Annotated in this window: 14 protein-coding genes; 9 read left to right on the top strand and 5 right to left on the bottom strand. The window is 72.5% G+C overall.

Annotation, left to right across the window (positions count from 1 at the left end; genetic code table 11):
• Positions 1 to 26: 26 nt before the first annotated feature.
• Positions 27 to 878, bottom strand: a complete 852-nt coding sequence (locus ACFFIA_RS02640) for a helix-turn-helix transcriptional regulator (protein WP_377244655.1) — start codon at positions 876 to 878, stop codon at positions 27 to 29.
• A gap of 137 nt (positions 879 to 1,015) precedes the next feature.
• Between ACFFIA_RS02640 and ACFFIA_RS02635 the strand changes: the two genes are divergently transcribed.
• The 5 genes from ACFFIA_RS02635 (at position 1,016) to ACFFIA_RS02615 (ending at position 6,857) form a co-directional block, all read left to right on the top strand.
• A complete protein-coding gene (locus ACFFIA_RS02635; protein WP_377245675.1) occupies positions 1,016 to 1,780 on the top strand; it encodes an SDR family oxidoreductase in 765 nt (254 codons plus the stop codon).
• A 23-nt stretch (positions 1,781 to 1,803) separates the two neighbouring features.
• The gene (locus ACFFIA_RS02630; RefSeq protein WP_377244652.1) at positions 1,804 to 2,574 is read left to right on the top strand and encodes an SDR family NAD(P)-dependent oxidoreductase; all 771 of its coding nucleotides are present in this window, start codon (positions 1,804 to 1,806) and stop codon (positions 2,572 to 2,574) included.
• Positions 2,575 to 2,721: 147 nt separating this feature from the next.
• Complete coding sequence (locus ACFFIA_RS02625) at positions 2,722 to 3,666, top strand: coiled-coil domain-containing protein (protein ID WP_377245672.1); 945 nt, start codon at positions 2,722 to 2,724, stop codon at positions 3,664 to 3,666.
• Positions 3,667 to 3,682: 16 nt separating this feature from the next.
• Entirely contained in the window at positions 3,683 to 5,218 is a 1,536-nt protein-coding gene (locus ACFFIA_RS02620; protein ID WP_377244649.1) for a fused MFS/spermidine synthase, read from the top strand.
• 46 nt (positions 5,219 to 5,264) lie between these two features.
• Positions 5,265 to 6,857, top strand: a complete 1,593-nt coding sequence (locus ACFFIA_RS02615; protein WP_377244646.1) for a serine/threonine-protein kinase — start codon at positions 5,265 to 5,267, stop codon at positions 6,855 to 6,857.
• A gap of 105 nt (positions 6,858 to 6,962) precedes the next feature.
• Here ACFFIA_RS02615 and ACFFIA_RS02610 read toward each other — a convergent pair whose 3' ends face one another.
• Both ACFFIA_RS02610 and ACFFIA_RS02605 read right to left on the bottom strand, forming a co-directional pair.
• Positions 6,963 to 7,640 (bottom strand): potassium channel family protein, encoded by a 678-nt coding sequence (locus tag ACFFIA_RS02610; protein ID WP_377244643.1) that lies wholly within the window; start codon positions 7,638 to 7,640, stop codon positions 6,963 to 6,965.
• Entirely contained in the window at positions 7,633 to 8,970 is a 1,338-nt protein-coding gene (locus ACFFIA_RS02605; protein ID WP_377244640.1) for a TrkH family potassium uptake protein, read from the bottom strand. Before ACFFIA_RS02605 ends, ACFFIA_RS02610 begins: the two co-directional genes overlap by 8 nt.
• Positions 8,971 to 9,038: 68 nt before the next feature.
• Between ACFFIA_RS02605 and ACFFIA_RS02600 the strand changes: the two genes are divergently transcribed.
• Entirely contained in the window at positions 9,039 to 10,130 is a 1,092-nt protein-coding gene (locus ACFFIA_RS02600) for a glycerophosphodiester phosphodiesterase (RefSeq protein ID WP_377244637.1), read from the top strand.
• Positions 10,131 to 10,292: 162 nt separating this feature from the next.
• Positions 10,293 to 12,386 (top strand): RecQ family ATP-dependent DNA helicase, encoded by a 2,094-nt coding sequence (locus tag ACFFIA_RS02595; protein WP_377244634.1) that lies wholly within the window; start codon positions 10,293 to 10,295, stop codon positions 12,384 to 12,386.
• 306 nt (positions 12,387 to 12,692) lie between these two features.
• On the opposite strand, the gene ACFFIA_RS02590 is transcribed toward ACFFIA_RS02595, so the two are convergent.
• On the bottom strand, positions 12,693 to 13,640 hold the full coding sequence (locus ACFFIA_RS02590; protein ID WP_377244631.1) for a C40 family peptidase: 948 nt from the start codon (positions 13,638 to 13,640) through the stop codon (positions 12,693 to 12,695).
• Between the two features lie 84 nt (positions 13,641 to 13,724).
• Between ACFFIA_RS02590 and ACFFIA_RS02585 the strand changes: the two genes are divergently transcribed.
• The gene (locus ACFFIA_RS02585; protein WP_377244628.1) at positions 13,725 to 14,768 is read left to right on the top strand and encodes a DUF8832 domain-containing protein; all 1,044 of its coding nucleotides are present in this window, start codon (positions 13,725 to 13,727) and stop codon (positions 14,766 to 14,768) included.
• On the opposite strand, the gene ACFFIA_RS02580 is transcribed toward ACFFIA_RS02585, so the two are convergent.
• Positions 14,752 to 15,894, bottom strand: coding sequence for a class I SAM-dependent methyltransferase (locus ACFFIA_RS02580; protein ID WP_377244625.1), 1,143 nt, complete (start codon positions 15,892 to 15,894; stop codon positions 14,752 to 14,754). The two genes, ACFFIA_RS02585 and ACFFIA_RS02580, sit on opposite strands and share 17 nt — an antisense overlap.
• 127 nt (positions 15,895 to 16,021) lie before the next feature.
• On the opposite strand from ACFFIA_RS02580, the gene ACFFIA_RS02575 reads away from it, so the two are divergent.
• Entirely contained in the window at positions 16,022 to 16,828 is an 807-nt protein-coding gene (locus ACFFIA_RS02575; protein ID WP_377244622.1) for a hypothetical protein, read from the top strand.
• The last annotated feature ends 79 nt before the right edge of the window (positions 16,829 to 16,907 follow it).

Raw genomic sequence — 16,907 nt, 5'->3', positions numbered from 1 at the left:
CGAAGCCCATGGCCGCCGGGCGCGGCTCAGCTCACCGACTCGGCGGGCCACTGGTCGCCGACCACCGCGAGCAGCTTGAGTGCCTCGGCCGTGCGGCTGCCGGGCGGGGCGCTGGAGATGATCAGGCGTTGCCCGTGGCCGGCGATGTCGAGCGTCTCGCACTCCAGCTCCAGGTCGCCGACGACCGGATGGTGGGCGCGCGTGATCCTGGTGCCGCGCTGTACGCACACGCGCAGATCGTCCCACCGCCGGACGAACTCGGGACTCGCCGCCCGCAGCCGCGCGAGGAGTGCGTGGATGCCGGGGTCTTCGGGGTACTGCCCAGCGGCCATCCGTAGACCGGCCACGCACTCGTCGGCGTAGGCGGAGGTCTCCGGGTCGGCGAGCGCGGCCTCGGCCTCCTCGCCGGCGAAGAGATTCCAGACCAGGTTGCGCCGGCTGGGCGGCCAGGTGCCGGGGTCGCCGAGCAGGGCGGCGGCCATCGCGTTCCAGGCCAGGATCTCGTACTTGGCGTCGATCACGTACGCCGGTGTGTCGTCGAGCCGGGCGAGCAGATGCAGCACGCCGGCCGGTACGTCGGCGCTCGGGGCGGACGGCGGCGTGGGCAGCTCGCCGACCAGGTGGTAGAGGTGGGCGCGTTCGCCCTCGTACAGCCGGAGCGCCCGGGCCAGTGCGGAGAGCACCTGGCGGGACGGGCGCGGGCCACGGGCCTGCTCCAGCCGGGCGTAGTAGTCGACCGAGATGCCGGCGAGGCGGGCCACCTCCTCGCGGCGGAGCCCGGGCGTGCGCCGTCGCGGGCCGGCGGGGAGCCCCACGTCGGCGGGCCGGACCCCCGCGCGGCGGCTGCGCAGGAAGTCGGCGAGCTGTCGGCGGTCCATGCCGCCATCATGTCCGCTGCCGAGAGACGCAACCAGGGATCGCGAGTCCGTGGTTGAAGCGTGCTCTCCCCATGCCGCCCGATCCGCCGCAGGGTCGAGCCATGAGCAAACGAAGCGAGCTGACCACCGCGGCGGCCATGAGCGAACGAGACGAGCTGACCAGTGCGGCAGCGGTGAGCGACGTGCGGATCGCCCTCGTGACCGGGGCGAACAAGGGCATCGGATACGAGATCGCGCGCGGCCTGGGCCAGACCGGCGCCACCGTGCTGGTCGGGGCGCGGGACGTGGAGCGGGGCGCGGCGGCCGCGGAGAAGCTGGTCGCCGACGGGCTGGTGGCGGTGCCGCTCCAGCTCGACGTCACCGACCCGCTCTCGGTCATTGCGGCGGCGGCGTGGGTCGAGCGGGCGTACGGCCGGCTGGACATCCTGGTCAACAACGCCGGTGTCCTGCTCGAACGGGGCCAGGCGGCGAGCCGCACGCCGGTGGAGCTGCTGGAGCGCACGTACGCCACCAACGTCTACGGCGTCGTCGCGGTGACCAACGCCCTGCTGCCGCTGCTGCGCGAGGCGCCGGCGGCCCGCATCGTCAACGTGTCGAGCAGGCTCGGCTCGATGGCGCTGACCAGCGACCCGGACGGGCCGTATCCGGAGGCGTTGATGCTCGCGTACAACTCGTCGAAGGGAGCGCTCAACTCGATCACCATCACGTACGCGAACGAGCTGCGCCAGACGCCGATCAAAGTGAACGCGGCCGACCCCGGCTACTGCGCGACGGACATGAACGGCCACGAGGGACCACGGACCGCGGCGCAGGGGGCGATCGCGGCGGTACGCCTCGCGACACTGCCCGCCGACGGGCCGACCGCCGGCTTCTTCGACGACGAAGGACCCCTGCCCTGGTGAGGGTCGGCTTCTAAGATCAGCGCGTGTCGTACCTCGAAAGTCTCTTCTCTCTCGATGGGCGCGTGGCGCTCGTGACGGGCGGCAGCTCGGGGATCGGTCGGGCCATCGCGGAGGCGCTCGGCCGTGCGGGCGCCAAGGTGGTGGTGGTCGCGCGGCGCGAGGCGCCGCTGGCCGAGACGGTCGCCGAGCTGTCCGCCCACGGGGTGGAGGTAGCGGCGGTGCCCGCCGACCTCGCCGACCGCGACGCGCTGCGGGAGGCGGCGGAGGCTGCCACCAGGTGGTACGGCGAGCCGGACATCCTGGTCAACTCGGCCGCCATCAACCGCCGCCCGTACCTGTCTGAGCTGACCGAGGACGACTGGGACGCGACGATCTCCGCCAACCTCGACGCCCCCTTCCTGCTCGGGCAGCGCTTCGGCCCACCGATGGCGGCGCGCGGCTGGGGGCGGATCATCAACATCGCCTCCCAGCAGGCGGTACGCGCTTACGGCAACAGCGGCGCGTACGGCGCGGCGAAGGCTGGCCTGACCGGGCTGACCCGCTCGCAGGCCGAGGCGTGGTCGAAGCACGGCGTCACCTCGAACGCGATAGCGCCGGGCATCGTGCGCACGCCGCTGACCGCCGAACTCTTCGCCGACCCGGCCCGGGTCGCCAGTGCCGCCGCCCGCACGATGGTGGGGCGCAACGGCGAGCTGGGCGACTTCGCGGGCGCGGCGGTGTGGCTGGCCAGCGCGTCGAGCGCGTACGTGACGGGGCAGACACTCTTCGTCGACGGCGGCTTCTCGGTGGCGTGACCGCAGGTCTTCCGTGACAAGATTCGACCGGTCTGGTATTGCAAGCGGGCCTTAAATCTGAGGCTCGTGTGACTAAAGGTGCTGGTGGTTCCGGTAGGCTGACGCACCGTGCTTCGTCGTCCCCTAGCGGTGCTGCTTGGCCTCGTGATGGCGTGCGTCGTCGTGGGGCCCGCCGCCGCCGCGCCAAACACCGACGACGAGGGGGCCTCCAAGACCCTCCGGGCCCAGCTTGAGGCGGCCGCCAAGGGGCACATCGAGGCGAAGAACAAGCTCGACAGCTCCAAGAAGCGCCAGCTCGAGCTCGGCCTCCAGCTCCGCAAGGTCGAGGAGGACCTGACCGCCGTCACCGGCGAGGTCGCGGTGCTGGCCGCCCAGTCCTACCGCGTGGGCCGGCTCACGCCGGTCACCATGCTGCTCAACAGCTCCTCCCGTGACGACTTCCTCGAGCGCGCCGCGACGCTCGACCTCCTCGCCCAGCGCGACGGCCGCGCGATGCGCCGGCTCACCGACGCCCGCGAGGAGCACCGGCGCACCAAGGCCGCGATCGACAACGAGATCCGCGAGCAGGAGAAGCAGGTCGCCATCCTGGCCAAGCGCAAGCAGGATGCCGAGCGGGCGCTGGGCATCGGCACGGCGGGCGGCTTCGTCTCGGCCGACTCGCCGCTCGCCAGGCCCGCCCCACGCAACCCCGACGGGTCGTGGCCCAAGGAGCGGTGCATCGTCGACGACCCGACCACCAGCGGCTGCATCACCGCGCGCACGCTGCACGCCTACAACCAGTCGCGGGCGGCTGGCTTCAAGCGCCACACCTCCTGCAAGCGCAGCGGTGGCGGCGGCGAGCATCCGCTGGGCCGGGCGTGCGACTTCTCGGCCGCGTCGGGCGGCTTCGAAAACCGCGACGCGACCGGTGGCGACCGCACGTACGGCAACAATCTGGCCGCGTTCCTGGTGAAAAACGCCAGCCGCCTCGGTGTGCTCTACGTGATCTGGTACCGGCAGATCTGGCTGCCCAACACGGGCTGGAGGCCGTACAGCGGCAGCGGCAGCCCAGCGGCGACGCACACCAACCACGTGCACCTCTCGATGGTCTGACTACCCTTGCTCCTTGATGGAGTCCTTGTCTTCGCAAACAGAGGCGCCGCTCGCCAAGAGCGACTCGCTGCCTCCCAAGCTCGCGGCCGCCCTCGTCTTCCTGGCCAGCGGCGCGGTGCTCGTGCTGGAGACCGCCGCGCTGCGCCTCGTCGGGCCGTACGTCGGGGTCACTCTCCAGGTCACCAGCGCGGTGATCGGCGTGGCGCTGGGCGCGATCGCGTACGGCGCGTGGCTGGGCGGCTTCCTCGCCGACCGGCAGGACCCGCGGCGCCTGCTCGCGCCCGCGCTGGTGCTCGCGGCGATCGCCACCGCCGTGACGCTGCCGGTCGTGCGGTGGGCCGGTGAGGGGCTGCGGGGCAGCGCGGACACCGGCATCATCCTGCTCACCGCTCTGGCGATCTTCGTACCGGCCGCGCTGCTCTCCGGCGTCACGCCGCTCGTGGTCAAGCTCCAGCTCGGCGACCTCAAGCGCACCGGCCAGGTGGTCGGCAAGCTCTCCAGCATCGGCACGCTCGGCGGCATCACGGCCACGCTGGTGACCGGCTTCGTGCTGGTGGCCGCGCTGCCCACCAGCACGATCATCGTCAGCGTGGCGGTGCTGCTCGCCGCGGTCGGCATCGCGCTCGGCGTGTACCTGCGGCGGCGCGACCCGCTGCCCGGACCAAACCGCACCAGGGCGGTGCTCGCGGTCGTGGGGCTCGCCGGCGCGGGACTCTCCACTGTGGCGCCCAACCCCTGCGACATCGAGACGGCCTACCACTGCGCCTCGGTGGTCGAGGACCCGGGCAACCCCTTCGGCCGTGTACTGATGCTCAACTCCGCCCGCCACTCGTACGTCGACCTGGCAAATCCCCGGCACCTCGAGTTCGCGTACACGCAGTGGATCGGCGCGGTCGCCGACGCGATGGCGCCGGAAGGGCAGCCGCTGGACACGCTCCACGTGGGCGGCGGCGGGTTCACGATGCCGCGATACCTCAACGCGACCCGTCCGGGCGGCACCAACGAGGTGTACGAGATCGACGGCGGGCTGGTCGACCTGGCCCGCAGTGAGCTGGAGCTGCGCACCGGCCCCGACCTCACGCCGGTGGTGGGCGACGCCCGCGTGCTGGTCACCGCACGCCCGTCGGCGAGCGTCGACCTCGTGGTGGGCGACGCGTTCGGGCACCTGGTCGTGCCGTGGCACCTCGCGACCCGGGAGATGGCCGAGCAGATCCACCGGACGCTCCGCCCCACCGGCGTGTACGCGCAGAATGTCATCGACTACCCTCCGCTCCGCTTCGTCCGGGCCGAGATGGCGACGGTCGCCGACGTCTTTCCGCATGTCGCGCTGATCGGGCCGCCGGAGGCACTCGCCGGCGAAGAGGGCGCCAACTTCGTGATCGTCGCGTCCGACTCGCCGTTGCCGCTCGACGACATCCGCGCCCACCTGACCAGCAATGTCCAGGAGCCGGTCAGGGTGCTCGCCGGCGCCGACCTTGAGGCGTTTGTGCGGGATGCCCGGGTACTGACCGACGAGTTCGCGCCGGTCGACCAACTCCTCGCGGGACCGTGACCTTTCCGCAGGTGTAGCCACAGCCCGGCGGGGCAATTGATCTGTCATGACGGTGCTGGGTGGTCGGTACCGCCTCGTTGAGCGGCTCGGCGCGGGCGGGATGGCGGTGGTGTGGCGGGCCTACGACGAGGTGCTCGACCGGCCGGTCGCCGTGAAGGTGCTGGCACCCCGGCTGGCCTCCGATCCCAACTTCCGCTGGCAGTTGCGGGCCGAGGCGCAGGCGGCCGGCAAGCTCTGCCACCCCCACATCACGAGCGTGTACGACTACGGGGAGCAGGACTTCGACCCTGAGGTGGCGAGGACGGACCGGTCTGGCGGCTCGGGAGCCACGGCGGAGGGGGAGCCGGCCGGCAAAGTGCCGTACGTCGTCATGGAACTCATCGACGGGCAGTCGATGGCCACGGTGCTCGACAACGAGGGGCCGATGCCGTGGCCCGAGGCGGCGAAGGCATGCGGCGAGGTGGCGTCCGCGCTCGCCGTCGCGCACGCGAACGGCGTCGTACACCGCGACGTGAAGCCATCCAACGTCATGCTCACCGCCAGCGGCGCGAAAGTCGTCGACTTCGGCATCTCGGCGCTGATCGGCGCGAACGACGTGACGCCCGAGGGGCGCCTGCTCGGCACGCCGGCGTACCTCGCGCCGGAGCGGCTGGAGGGCAGGCAGGTCTCGCCGGCCACCGACGTGTACGCGCTGGGCCTGCTGCTGTACCGGGCGCTCACCGGCCACCTGCCCTGGGAGGCGGCGACCACCACGCAGATGCTGCGCGCCCACCGGTACACCGACCCCGGCCCGCTCCCGCCCGTCGAGGGGCTGCCGGACGCGGTCGCGCTGCTCTGCCGCCGGTGCCTCGCCAAGCGCCCGGAGAACCGGCCCAGCAGCGCGGCGGCGGCGGGCGTGCTGGCGTCGTTCTCGGCTCCGTCGTGGGTACCGGTGGCGACGCCGGACGCCCCCTCGCGCACCCGCCAGCTGGCCGGTGCCGTGCTGGCCGCCACCGCCCTGGTCGCGGTCACCGGGACGCTGTGGGTCAACGGCAACCGGAGCCCGGCCGGTACCGCCGGCAGTGGCGCGGCGGCCGCGGCGGTGGTGCTGCCCGAGTCCACGGCGGAGCCCGCGTCGGCCTGCTCGGTGACGTACGCGTTGAAGCGCGACTCGGGGCGCGAGTTCCGGGCCGACCTGACCGTGCGGAACGACGGTGGTCAGCCGGTCGAGGACTGGCGGCTGACCTTCGCGTTCCCCGGCGACCAGCGGCTCGTCGACTCGCGACCGGTCGACTTCGCGCAGACCGGCCGTGAGGTGGTGATCGAGCCAGACGGCGAGCAGGCGATCGCGGCTGGCGACTCGGTGGCGGTCGGGGTCACCGGCCGGTACGAGAAGGGGAACCCCCTGCCCACGACGTTCGCGATCGACGGGATCGAGTGCGCGGCCCTGGTGTCGGGCGCGCCGCCGGCTGCCGGCGACCAGTCCGGCTCGGGCGCCTCGGACAAGAGCACTGGCACGTCCGGCGACAAGTCCCGTGCCACCAAGGACAACTCCGGCTCCTCCAGCGACAACTCCGGCAAGGGCAAGGACAAGGGCAAAGGCAACTCCGGCAAGGGCCACTCCGGCCACGGAGGCGGTGACGACGAGGACGACGACTAGGGCGGCATTCGGCGATGAAGCCGTTGTAAGTGGGATCGCGGAGGGTGCGGCCGCGGGAGCGGCGGCCTGGACCACGACGGACGTCGCGGTAGCCCAAATCTGTCTCTAGGTGGCCGCCGCGAAGCGCTGCACCTGCTCGGTCGTGCCGGCCACGATGAGCAAGGCGCCGTGCGGGACGACGGTCTCCGGCTTGGCGTAGACGAAGTCGGCGCCGTGCGTCTTGACCCCGACCACCGTCACGCCGTACTTCGTGCGGAGCGCCACCTCGGCCAGCGTGTGCCCGGCCGCGCCGCGGGGTACGCGGGTCTTGGCGATCGCGAAGTCGTCGTCGAACTCGATGAAGTCGAGCATGCGGCTGGTGATCAGGTGGGCGACCCGCTCGCCCATCGTGGCCTCGGGATAGATGACGTGGTGCGCGCCGACCGAACGCAGGATCTTGCCGTGCTTCGCCGAGATCGCCTTCGCCCAGATCTCCTGCGTGCGCAGCTCGCTGAGGGCCAGCACGGTGAGCACGCTCGCCTCGATGTCGGTGCCGATGCCGACGACCGCCCGGGAGAACTCCTCGATCCCGACCTGCCGCAGCGTGTCTTCGTCGGTCGCGTCCGCCTGTACGACGTGGGTGAGCCGGTCGGACCACTGCTGTACGAGCTTGGGGTTCTCGTCGATGCCGAGCACCTCGTGCCCCAGCCGGATCAGCGACTCGGCAACCTGACCGCCGAAGCGGCCCAGCCCGATCACCACGACGTTTTCGTCCGCGGTCGGCGCCTTGCTCTTCTCAGCCAACGATGGGTCGCTCCTCCGGATAGCGGTACAGCCGGTGGCGGGTGTTGAGCGCCAGCGCCGCGGCGACGGCGATCGGACCCACTCGGCCGATGAACATCAACACGATCAACGCGAGCTGGCCCGGCGTGTCGAGCGTCGCGGTGAGGCCGGTGGTCAGGCCCGCCGTGCTGAACGCCGACGCCACCTCGAACAGCGCCTTGTCGAGGGTCGCGCTCGGGGAGAGCGCGAGCAGCACCAACGTACCGCTGGCGACGGTCGCGACGCCGAGGAGGGCGACCGTGGTGGCCTGCCGCTGGGTCGACTCGGCGATCCGGCGGCGCCCCACCACGACGTCCCGCTCGCCCCGCACCTCGTTCCAGATCACGTACGCGAGCAGGAAGAACGTGGTCACCTTGATGCCGCCGGCGGTGCTCGCGCTGCCGCCGCCGATGAACATCAGGCCGGTGATGATCGCGCTGGTGTCCGCGTCCATCGCGCCGTAGCTGACCGTGTTGAAGCCTCCCGAGCGCGGGATCGTCCCCTGGACGAACGCCGCCAGCACCTTCTCCACCACGCCCAGCGGCCCGAGCGTGCCCGGGTTGCCCCACTCGAACGCGAGCACCGCGCCGAAACCGACCACGAGCAGCGCCAGCGAGCCCCAAACGGTGAGCCTGGTGTGCGTGGACCAGGCCGAGGGGCGGCGAGTCTGACGAAGGATCTCGTAGAGCACAGGCACGCCGATGCCCCCGACGATCACGCCCAGGGTGAGCGGGACGCAGATCCACCAGTCGCCCACGAAGCCGAAGAGGCCGTCGCTGCGCAGTGAGAAGCCGGAGTTGTTGAACGCCTGGATCGCATTGAACGAGCCCTCCCAGATGGCCGAGCCGAGCGGCACGTCGTAGGTCAGCCAGAGCCGCAGGGCGAGGATCGTCGCGATCACCGCCTCGCTGGCGAACATCACGACGGCGGCGAGCACCAGCACGCCCCGGATGTCGCCGAGCGCCAGGCTCGAACTCGTCTCGACCCGGGTCATCAGCCGGCTGCGCAGCCCCAGCCGCTGCGAGACGAGCAGGCCGAGGAGTGTCGCCATGGTGGCGATGCCGTACCCGCCGACCTGTGTGAGCAGGGCGATCATCACGTGTCCGAAGTCGGACCAGTACGTCGCCGCGTCCACCGGGGACATGCCGGTGGTGCAGATCGCCGAGGCGGAGGTGAAGAGCGCTGTCATGAACGACGGCGCGCCGGCGCCCTCCCGGGAGACGGGCAGCATCAGCAGCACGGTGCCGAGTGCGATCGCGCCGAGGAACGCGAGTGGCACGATCCGGGCAGGGTGCTGGAGAGTCCGGCGCATCAGGCATGTTCATACCACGGCCGATCATTGGAAAGTCTCCCGTCGCCCGAGGTGGCTTGACTCTGGCCGTGCGAATCAAACTTCCTGTATGGGTCCTGGCCGGCGCTACGCTGGCGGCCATCGCTGCCGTACCGTCCGGCGCCGTCGCCCACCGCGACGAGGAGCCGACCGTGATCGCCCACCGCGGAGCCAGCGGATACCGGCCCGAGCACACGATCGAGGCCTACCGGTTGGCGATCGCGTCGGGGGCCGACTACATCGAGCCCGACCTGGTCTCCACCAAGGACGGCGTGCTGGTGGCCCGCCACGAAAACGAGATCTCGGGCACCACCGACGTCTCGACCAAGCCCGAGTTCGCCAGCCGCAAGGCGACGAAGACGATCGACGGCGTGTCGGTCACCGGCTGGTTCACCGAGGACTTCACGCTGGCCGAGCTGAAGACGCTCCGCGCCAAGGAGCGGCTGCCGCAGGTGCGCCCGACCAACACCGTCTTCGACGGCAGGTTCGAGGTGCCGACGTTCCAGGAGGTCATCGACCTCGCCCGCACCGAGGGCCGCAAGCTCGGCCGCACGATCGGGGTCTACCCCGAGACCAAGCATCCGACGTACTTCCAGAACATCGGGCTCCCGCTGGAGGAGCCGCTGGTGCGCGTGCTCAAGCGCAACAAGCTGACCGGCAAGAAGGACCCGGTGATCGTCCAGTCCTTCGAGACGGCCAACCTCCGCAAGCTGGACAAGCTGATCGACGTCAAGCTGGCCCAGCTGCTCAGCTCCTCCGGCGCGCCGTACGACCTGGTGGTGGCCGGCGACCCTCGCACGTACGCCGACCTGGCGAAGGCGGACGGCCTCAAGTGGATCAGCCGGTACGCCGACGGCGTGGGCGTGGAGAAGAACCTCGTCGTGCCACGGGACGCCAGCGGAAAGCTGCTCGCGCCGACCACGCTGATCCGTGACGCGCACCGCCACGGCCTGATCGTGCACGCGTGGACCTTCCGGGCGGAAAACCAGTTCCTGCCGGCGGACTTCCGCATCGGTACCGACCCGAACGCGCGGGGCGACGTCTACGCCGAGTACGCCCTCTTCTTCCGGCTGGGCATCGACGGTGTCTTCAGCGACCACCCGGACACGGCCGTGGCCGCCCGGTTGGGCTTCTCGCGGTAGGTCCCGCCACCGCTCGAAGGTGCCGCCGGTCGCGTGGGGCCGGCGGCACGGGCGTGCCTTGATCGGCGTGCGTCGGGCTGCCGGACGGCCCGGCGGCACGGGCGTGCCTTGATCGGCGTGCGTCGGGCTGCCGGACGGCCCGGAGGCTGATAGGAAGGGGCGATGCGGGAACGAGCCGAAGCCATTCTCCGCCGCCTGGCGGGCGACCATGCCAAGCTGCGCGAAGACCAGTGGCGAGCGATCGAGGCGCTGGTCGCGGGGCGGCGGCGGGTCCTCTGCGTGCAGCGCACCGGCTGGGGCAAGTCCGCCGTCTACTTCGTGGCCACCGCCCTCCTGCGCGAAGATGCCACGGCCGGGCCGACGGTCATCGTGTCGCCGCTGCTCGCGCTCATGCGCAACCAGGTCGAGGCGGCGGCCCGCGCCGGCATCCGGGCCCGCACGATCAACTCGGCCAATCTCGACGAGTGGAGCCAGATCACCGACGAGATCCGGGCCGGCGCGGTCGACGTGCTGCTGATCAGCCCCGAGCGGCTCAACAATCCCGACTTCCGCGACACCGTGCTGCCCCGGCTGGCGGCCACCACCGGCCTGCTCGTGGTCGACGAGGCACACTGCGTCTCCGACTGGGGGCACGACTTCCGCCCCGACTACCGGCGACTGCGCACGTTTCTGGCCGGGCTGCCGCAGCGCACTCCGGTGCTGGCCACCACCGCCACCGCCAATGCCCGGGTCACCGCCGACGTCGCCGACCAGCTCGGTGACGCGCTCGTGCTGCGCGGGCCGCTCGACCGCGACTCGCTCCGCCTGGCCGTGCTCGACCTCACCACCGCGGCCCACCGCCTGGCCTGGCTCGCCGACCACCTCGACCAGCTCCCCGGCTCCGGCATCATCTACACGCTCACGGTCGCCGCGGCGGGGGAGACGGCCGAGTTCCTGCGCTCCCGGGGCTACGCGGTCGCCTCCTACACCGGGCAGTCCGACGACACCGACCGCCGCTCGGCCGAGCAGGATCTGCTCGACAACAAGGTCAAGGCGCTCGTCGCCACGTCCGCGCTCGGCATGGGCTTCGACAAGCCCGACCTCGGCTTCGTGGTGCACCTGGGCGCGCCGCCGTCGCCGATCGCGTACTACCAGCAGGTCGGGCGCGCCGGCCGCGCGGTCGAGCAGGCCGAGGTGCTGCTGTTGCCGGGCGCCGAAGACGCCGCGATCTGGCGCTACTTCGCCTCGCTCGCGTTCCCGCCGGAAGAGCAGGTGCGCACCGTGCTGGCGGCGCTCACCACCGACCGTCCACTCTCGACGCCCGCGCTGGAGCCGATCGTCGACCTGCGGCGCACGCGGCTGGAGCTGATGCTCAAGGTGCTCGACGTCGACGGTGCCGTGCGCCGGGTCCGCGGCGGCTGGCTGGCGACCGGTGAGCCGTGGGCCTATGATGCGGCCCGCCTGCGCCGTGTGGCCGAGGCGCGCACGGCCGAGCAGCAGGCGATGCGGGAGTACGCGGCGACCGACGGCTGCCGGATGGAGTTTCTGCGCCGGTGCCTCGACGATCCCGGCGCCGTCCCCTGTGGGCGGTGCGACCGTTGCGCCGGCCCGCGCTTCGACGCCGAGGTGTCGGCGCCCGCGGTGGCGGCGGCGCAGGCGTTCCTGGGCCGGGCGGGCGTCGAGATCCCGCCGAAGAAGCTCTGGCCCACCGGCCTGGAGCAGGTCGGCGTCCCGCTGCGCGGCAAGATCCCGCCAGCCGAGCAGGCGGCGAGCGGCCGCGCGGTGGGGCGCCTCTCCGACCTGGGCTGGGGCTCCCGGCTGCGGCTGGTCGCCGGCCCCGACGCCCAGGATGCCGCGCTGCCGGCCGACGTGGCGGGCGCGGTGGTCGAGGTGCTCAAGACCTGGGCGCGCGGCGACGACCCGTGGCCCGCCCGTCCGGTGGGCATCGTCGCGGTCGGCTCGCGCCGCCATCCCGAGCTCATCCGCGGCCTGGCCGAGCACATCGCGACGGTCGGGCGCCTGCCGGTGCTCGGCGCGCTGCTCCCGTCAGGCGAGGGCGGCGGCCCCCGGGGCAACAGCGCCCAGCGGGTCCGCGCGCTGCACGAGGCGTTCGCGATCCCCGACGAGCTCGCCGCGCGACTGGCCACACTGGACGGTCCGGTGCTGCTCGTCGACGACCTGGTCGACTCCGGCTGGACGATGACAGTGGCGGCCCGCCAGCTCCGCCTGGCCGGCGCCCCGCTGGTGCTCCCGCTCGCGCTGGCGGTCTCCGGCTGACAGATCTGGCCGCCGCACTTACCGCCGCGATGCCCAGCGCCGGCGCCCGCCGCAACGTCAGCCCAAGCGCCTCGACACGGGCTACCGCGACGTGCGTCGTGGTCCAGAGCGGTGCTCCCGCAGCCTCACCCTCCGCGATCCCCAGACCAAGGGGTCGGACGCGCAGCGGCTTGCTTCCTCGTCGCGGATGGCGAGGCGGCAAACCTGCTTTGGTGCGGTGACCACTAACCCTTGCCGGCTTCGCCGGCCCGGCTGGCCAGCGGCCGAAGGCCGCCGGTCAGCCGGTGAACGTCAGTGGCCACCGCACTAGCCGGGGCGGCCGAAGCTGTGCACCGGCTGATAGTCGACGTTGTCGATGCGTACTGGCTCGCCGTGCTGCGGGGCGTGGATTATCTTGCCGCTCCCCACGTACATGCCCACGTGCCGCACGTTCCGGTAGTAGAAGACCAGGTCGCCGGGGCGTAGGTCGGAGCGGTCGACCCGCTGCACCGCCCGCTGCTGCCGCCGCGCGTTGTGCGGGAGCGTGACCCCGGCCCGGCTCCAAGCCGCCGAGGTGAGTCCCGAGCAGTCGTACGCGTCCGGGCCCCCGGCGCCAAAGCGGTAGGCCTTGCCGAGCTGGGCGTACGCGAACCGGACCGCCGTGCCGGCCTGGCCGGGGGAGAAGACCGGCTTGAAGCCGCGTACCCCGGTCGCCGGGCGGTAGCCGCTCCGCACGCGCAGCCGTTCCAGTTGGGCGATGTCCCGTTCCACCTGCTCGCGGCGGTTGGTGAGCCGCTCCTGCTGCGCCTGCTGCTGCTTGGCGGCCGTCTCCAGCGCGCGGCGGCTCTGCTCGTACCGGGACCGCGCCGCGGTGAGCTGCTCGACCGCGGCGCGCTGCTCGGCGGCGAGGCGGTCGAGTACGAGCAGCCGGTCCGCGAAGTCCTCGGGCGAGTCGGCGGTGAGCACGGCGAGCACGGGGCCGGCGCCGCTGTTCCGGTACTCGGCCCGCGCGATCAACGCGACCCGGGCCTGCCGCACGGCGACGGCGCGCTCCAGCGGGCGGGTCTGCTCGGCCAGCTCGGCCAGCTTGCGGTGAGTGGTCCGCAGGTCGTCGCGGACCTCGTTGTACTCCTCGATCACCTGCTCGAGGCGCTCGGTGGCGGCGTACAGCTTGCCGTCCAACTGGTCGCCCCGCGGGTCGGCCGCAGCGGGCGCCGGCAGGAGGGTGGCCGCCGCGGTGAGTGCCGCCACCAGGGGAGCGAGTGATCCGAACACGAAGGTACCAACGAGCTATATCTGACAAAAGCGACGGAATAGGTCAGAAACATTGGATCACATCGAACCCCCATACTGGAATCCGTGAACGAGCCGAGCGAGCCAACCCCGCGGCCCAGCGGCAGCGGTCGCGCCGCCTTCATCGTCGCCGGTGTGGTGGTCGCGCTCATCGGAGGTTTCGGGCTGGGGCGGCTGACCAGCGGAGACACGTCCCGGCCCACGGCAGCCGTGGCGGCGCCCAGTGTCACCACGCCCGCCGACCACTCCCACACCCCGGGCACCGGGCCGCACTCGCACGGAGGCGGCAGCACGGGCGCCGCCGCCGGTGGGTTGGAGATCAGCGCGAGCGGCTACACGCTGGTGCCGGAGAGCACCACCTTCGCCGCCGGCAAGCCGGCCGAGTTCGCCTTCCGGATCGTGGGGGCCGAGCAGCGGCCGGTCACCGACTTCGCGATCGTGCACGAGAAGCCGCTGCACATGATCGTCGTGCGCCGCGACCTGACCGGCTACCAGCACCTGCACCCCACGATGGCGGCGGACGGCCGGTGGAGCGTGCCGCTGACGCTGGGCGAGCCGGGCACCTGGCGGGCGTACGCCGACTTCACCGTCGACACGCCCGGCACGCAGACCGCCCTCACCCTCGGCACCGACCTGGTGGTCCGCGGCGACTACGCGCCGCGCGCGCTACCGGCCGCCGCGACCGAGGCGAGCGCCGGCGGCTTCGCGGTCAGCTACCGGGGCACACCGCGCACCGGCGTCGTCCAGCCGCTCCTCTTCACGGTCGCGCCCAGCGCCTCGGCGCCGCCCGGCAGCACAGCCGCGCCCGGCAGCACAGCGACGCCCGGCGGCACAGCCGCGCCCGGCGACCTGGCGGCGCCCGGTATCACCGTCGCGCCCGGCGGCACGGCTGAGACCGCCGCGCTGGAGCGGTACCTCGGGGCGTACGGCCACCTGGTGGTGCTCCGCGAGGGCGACCTGGGGTACGTGCACGTGCACCCCGAGCCCGAGCTGATCGACGGGGCGGTGAAGTTCTGGTTGACGGCGCCGAGCACCGGCCGTTACCGGATGTACTTCGACTTCCAGGTCGCCGGCACCGTGCACACAGCGGAGTTCACGCTCGAGATGTGAGCAGGCGTTGCAGCGCGGGCGTCACGCCCCACTCGTCCGCCAGCCGCGTGTACTCCGCCCGCTGCGCCTCGGTCGGCGCGGTGCCGGTGCGCCGAGCCCGCAGCAACAGGTTGCGCGGCGTGTGGCGGGAGTCGACGAACTCCACCACCTCCACGCGATAGCCGTGCAGGCGCAGCAGCCCCGCCCGCAGCGCGTCGGTGAGGACGTCGGCGAAGCGCTCGCGGAGGATGCCCTGCCGGGTCAGCAGCGGGTACGGCTCGGGAGCCGCCCCCGCCTTCAACTGCGCGGCGACGTCGTGGTGGCAGCAGGGGGCGGCGAGGACCCACTCCGCGTCCCACCGCACCGCGCGGGCGAGCGCCTCGTCGGTCGCGGTGTCGCAGGCGTGCAGCGCGAGCACCAGGTCGGGCTGGAGATCGACCCGCGCGCCGGCGATCGTGCCGGCCACGAAGCGCACCTCGCCGGCGCAGCCCAGCCGCTCGGCCAGCTCGGTGTTGCGCTGGCGTTGGTCTTCGCGCACGTCGACGCCGACAACCTCTACATCGACGCCCTGCCCGGCCAGGTAGCGGTAGGCGGCGAAGGTGAGGTAGGCGTTGCCGCACCCCAGGTCGACCACCCGCAGCCGCTTCGGGAGGGGTGAGACGGTGGCGGCCAGCGCGCGCAGGAACGCGTCCACTTGCCGCCGTTTCGCCGCGGTGCCGCCGATCGCGTCGAAGAGCGGGTCGCCGGGGTCGAGCAGGTACTCCTTGGCCCGGTCGTGCGCCGCCGGCTCGGCCGAGCGCTCGGCGCTGGCCCGGTGCACCTGGGCCTCACCCTTCTTGGTGACCCGTAGCTGCACGGTCGCGTCGGCCGTCTCCACGTGCCAGTTGCCAAACGGCTCGGCGAGCAGCGCGTCGACCGCCGCCCCCGCCTCCGGACCGGGCGCCACGTTGCGCGTGTGCGGACGGGCGCCGTCGTTGGTCACGATCTGGAGCCGGACGCCGCCCTTGAGCGTGACCGGGCGGACCTCCGCGCGCACCACCGAGGGCGCCTGGCCTCGGCGCCGGCCAGCGGCGACGGCCCGGGTGAGCCCGGGGTCCAGCAGCAGCGCCCGCACCTCGGCGAGCGCGTCGTCGAGCGGGCGCACCATGCGGTGAAGCCTAGCCACCACAGTGCGTGTTGAACCGTGGGAGCCTTCCCAACGTAATGACGTGCGAAGCGGATGGCACTCAGTCATCGGACGGCGCTTCTCCACCACAGCAGGAGATTTCACGCGCATGTCCAGGAGCAGAGAGATCAGCCGCCGCTGGAAGGTCACCGTCACCGTCGGTGTGGCGCTCGCCATCTTTGGTACGGGCATCGGAGTGGCCGCCGCGGGTGGCGAGTCCGCCGCGCCGACCGTCGACTGCCCGACCGTGGGCGACAAGCTGCCCGCCGTGCCGGCGTCCGCGCAGGCCGAGGTATCGCGAAACCTCGCGCTGCTCAACACGCAGATCGACGAGGCGAACCGCCGAATCGCGACCAGCCAGGGGCAGGGCGGCCCCAACTTCGCACAGAACTCCATCCTCGGTCCGCTGAAGTCCAAGCGGGTCGCCACGATCGACCGGATAGCCATCTCGATCGGCCGCCAGGGGACGCGTCCGCAGGGCCTGGAGTCGCTGGCCACGTGCACGCTGGGTACGGCCGGCGGCGGTGGCGGGGCGGTCGAGGACCCGGAGGCGCCGGGCGGTGAGCCGCCGGCCGAGCAGCCGCCCGCGGAGGAGCAGCCGGCCGAGCAGCCGCCGGCCGCCGAGGCCGGCACGATCAGCTGCCCCGACGTGGAGAGCCAGCTCCCGGCCGTGCCGGCCGGCGCGCGGGCCGAGGTCGACCGCAACCTGGCGCAGTTGGAGACCCAGATCGCCGAGGCGAACGCACGGCTGGTCAGCAGTGTGGGCCAGGGCGGCCCCAACTTCGTGCGGAACGCGATCCTCGGGCCGCTGGAGGACAAGCGCTTCGCCACGATCAACCGGATCGCGACGGCCATCGGCCGGATCGACGCGCGTCCCGTGGGTCTCGACGCGCTGGCCCCCTGCACGGTCAGCTGACCCACGGCTCCCCGGTGTGACCCGCAGCTCACCGGGGCGGTCCCTCCGCCGAGGTTTGTCACTCTCGGCGGAGGGGCCT

It is taken from the genome of Phytohabitans kaempferiae (genome assembly GCF_042433955.1).
Lineage (GTDB): Bacteria > Actinomycetota > Actinomycetes > Mycobacteriales > Micromonosporaceae > Phytohabitans > Phytohabitans kaempferiae.
This window is presented reverse-complemented; position numbering and strand designations above follow the sequence as displayed.

Excerpts from the sequence above, each read along its gene's own strand:
- ACFFIA_RS02635 (WP_377245675.1), top strand. The coding sequence starts at position 1,016 with ATGAGCGAACGAGACGAGCTGACCAGTGCGGCAGCGGTGAGCGACGTG.
- ACFFIA_RS02615 (WP_377244646.1), top strand. The coding sequence starts at position 5,265 with ATGACGGTGCTGGGTGGTCGGTACCGCCTCGTTGAGCGGCTCGGCGCG.
- ACFFIA_RS02620 (WP_377244649.1), top strand. The coding sequence starts at position 3,683 with ATGGAGTCCTTGTCTTCGCAAACAGAGGCGCCGCTCGCCAAGAGCGAC.
- ACFFIA_RS02595 (WP_377244634.1), top strand. The coding sequence starts at position 10,293 with ATGCGGGAACGAGCCGAAGCCATTCTCCGCCGCCTGGCGGGCGACCAT.
- ACFFIA_RS02575 (WP_377244622.1), top strand. The coding sequence starts at position 16,022 with ATGTCCAGGAGCAGAGAGATCAGCCGCCGCTGGAAGGTCACCGTCACC.
- ACFFIA_RS02640 (WP_377244655.1), bottom strand. The coding sequence starts at position 878 with ATGGACCGCCGACAGCTCGCCGACTTCCTGCGCAGCCGCCGCGCGGGG.
- ACFFIA_RS02605 (WP_377244640.1), bottom strand. The coding sequence starts at position 8,970 with ATGCGCCGGACTCTCCAGCACCCTGCCCGGATCGTGCCACTCGCGTTC.
- ACFFIA_RS02625 (WP_377245672.1), top strand. The coding sequence starts at position 2,722 with ATGGCGTGCGTCGTCGTGGGGCCCGCCGCCGCCGCGCCAAACACCGAC.
- ACFFIA_RS02580 (WP_377244625.1), bottom strand. The coding sequence starts at position 15,894 with ATGGTGCGCCCGCTCGACGACGCGCTCGCCGAGGTGCGGGCGCTGCTG.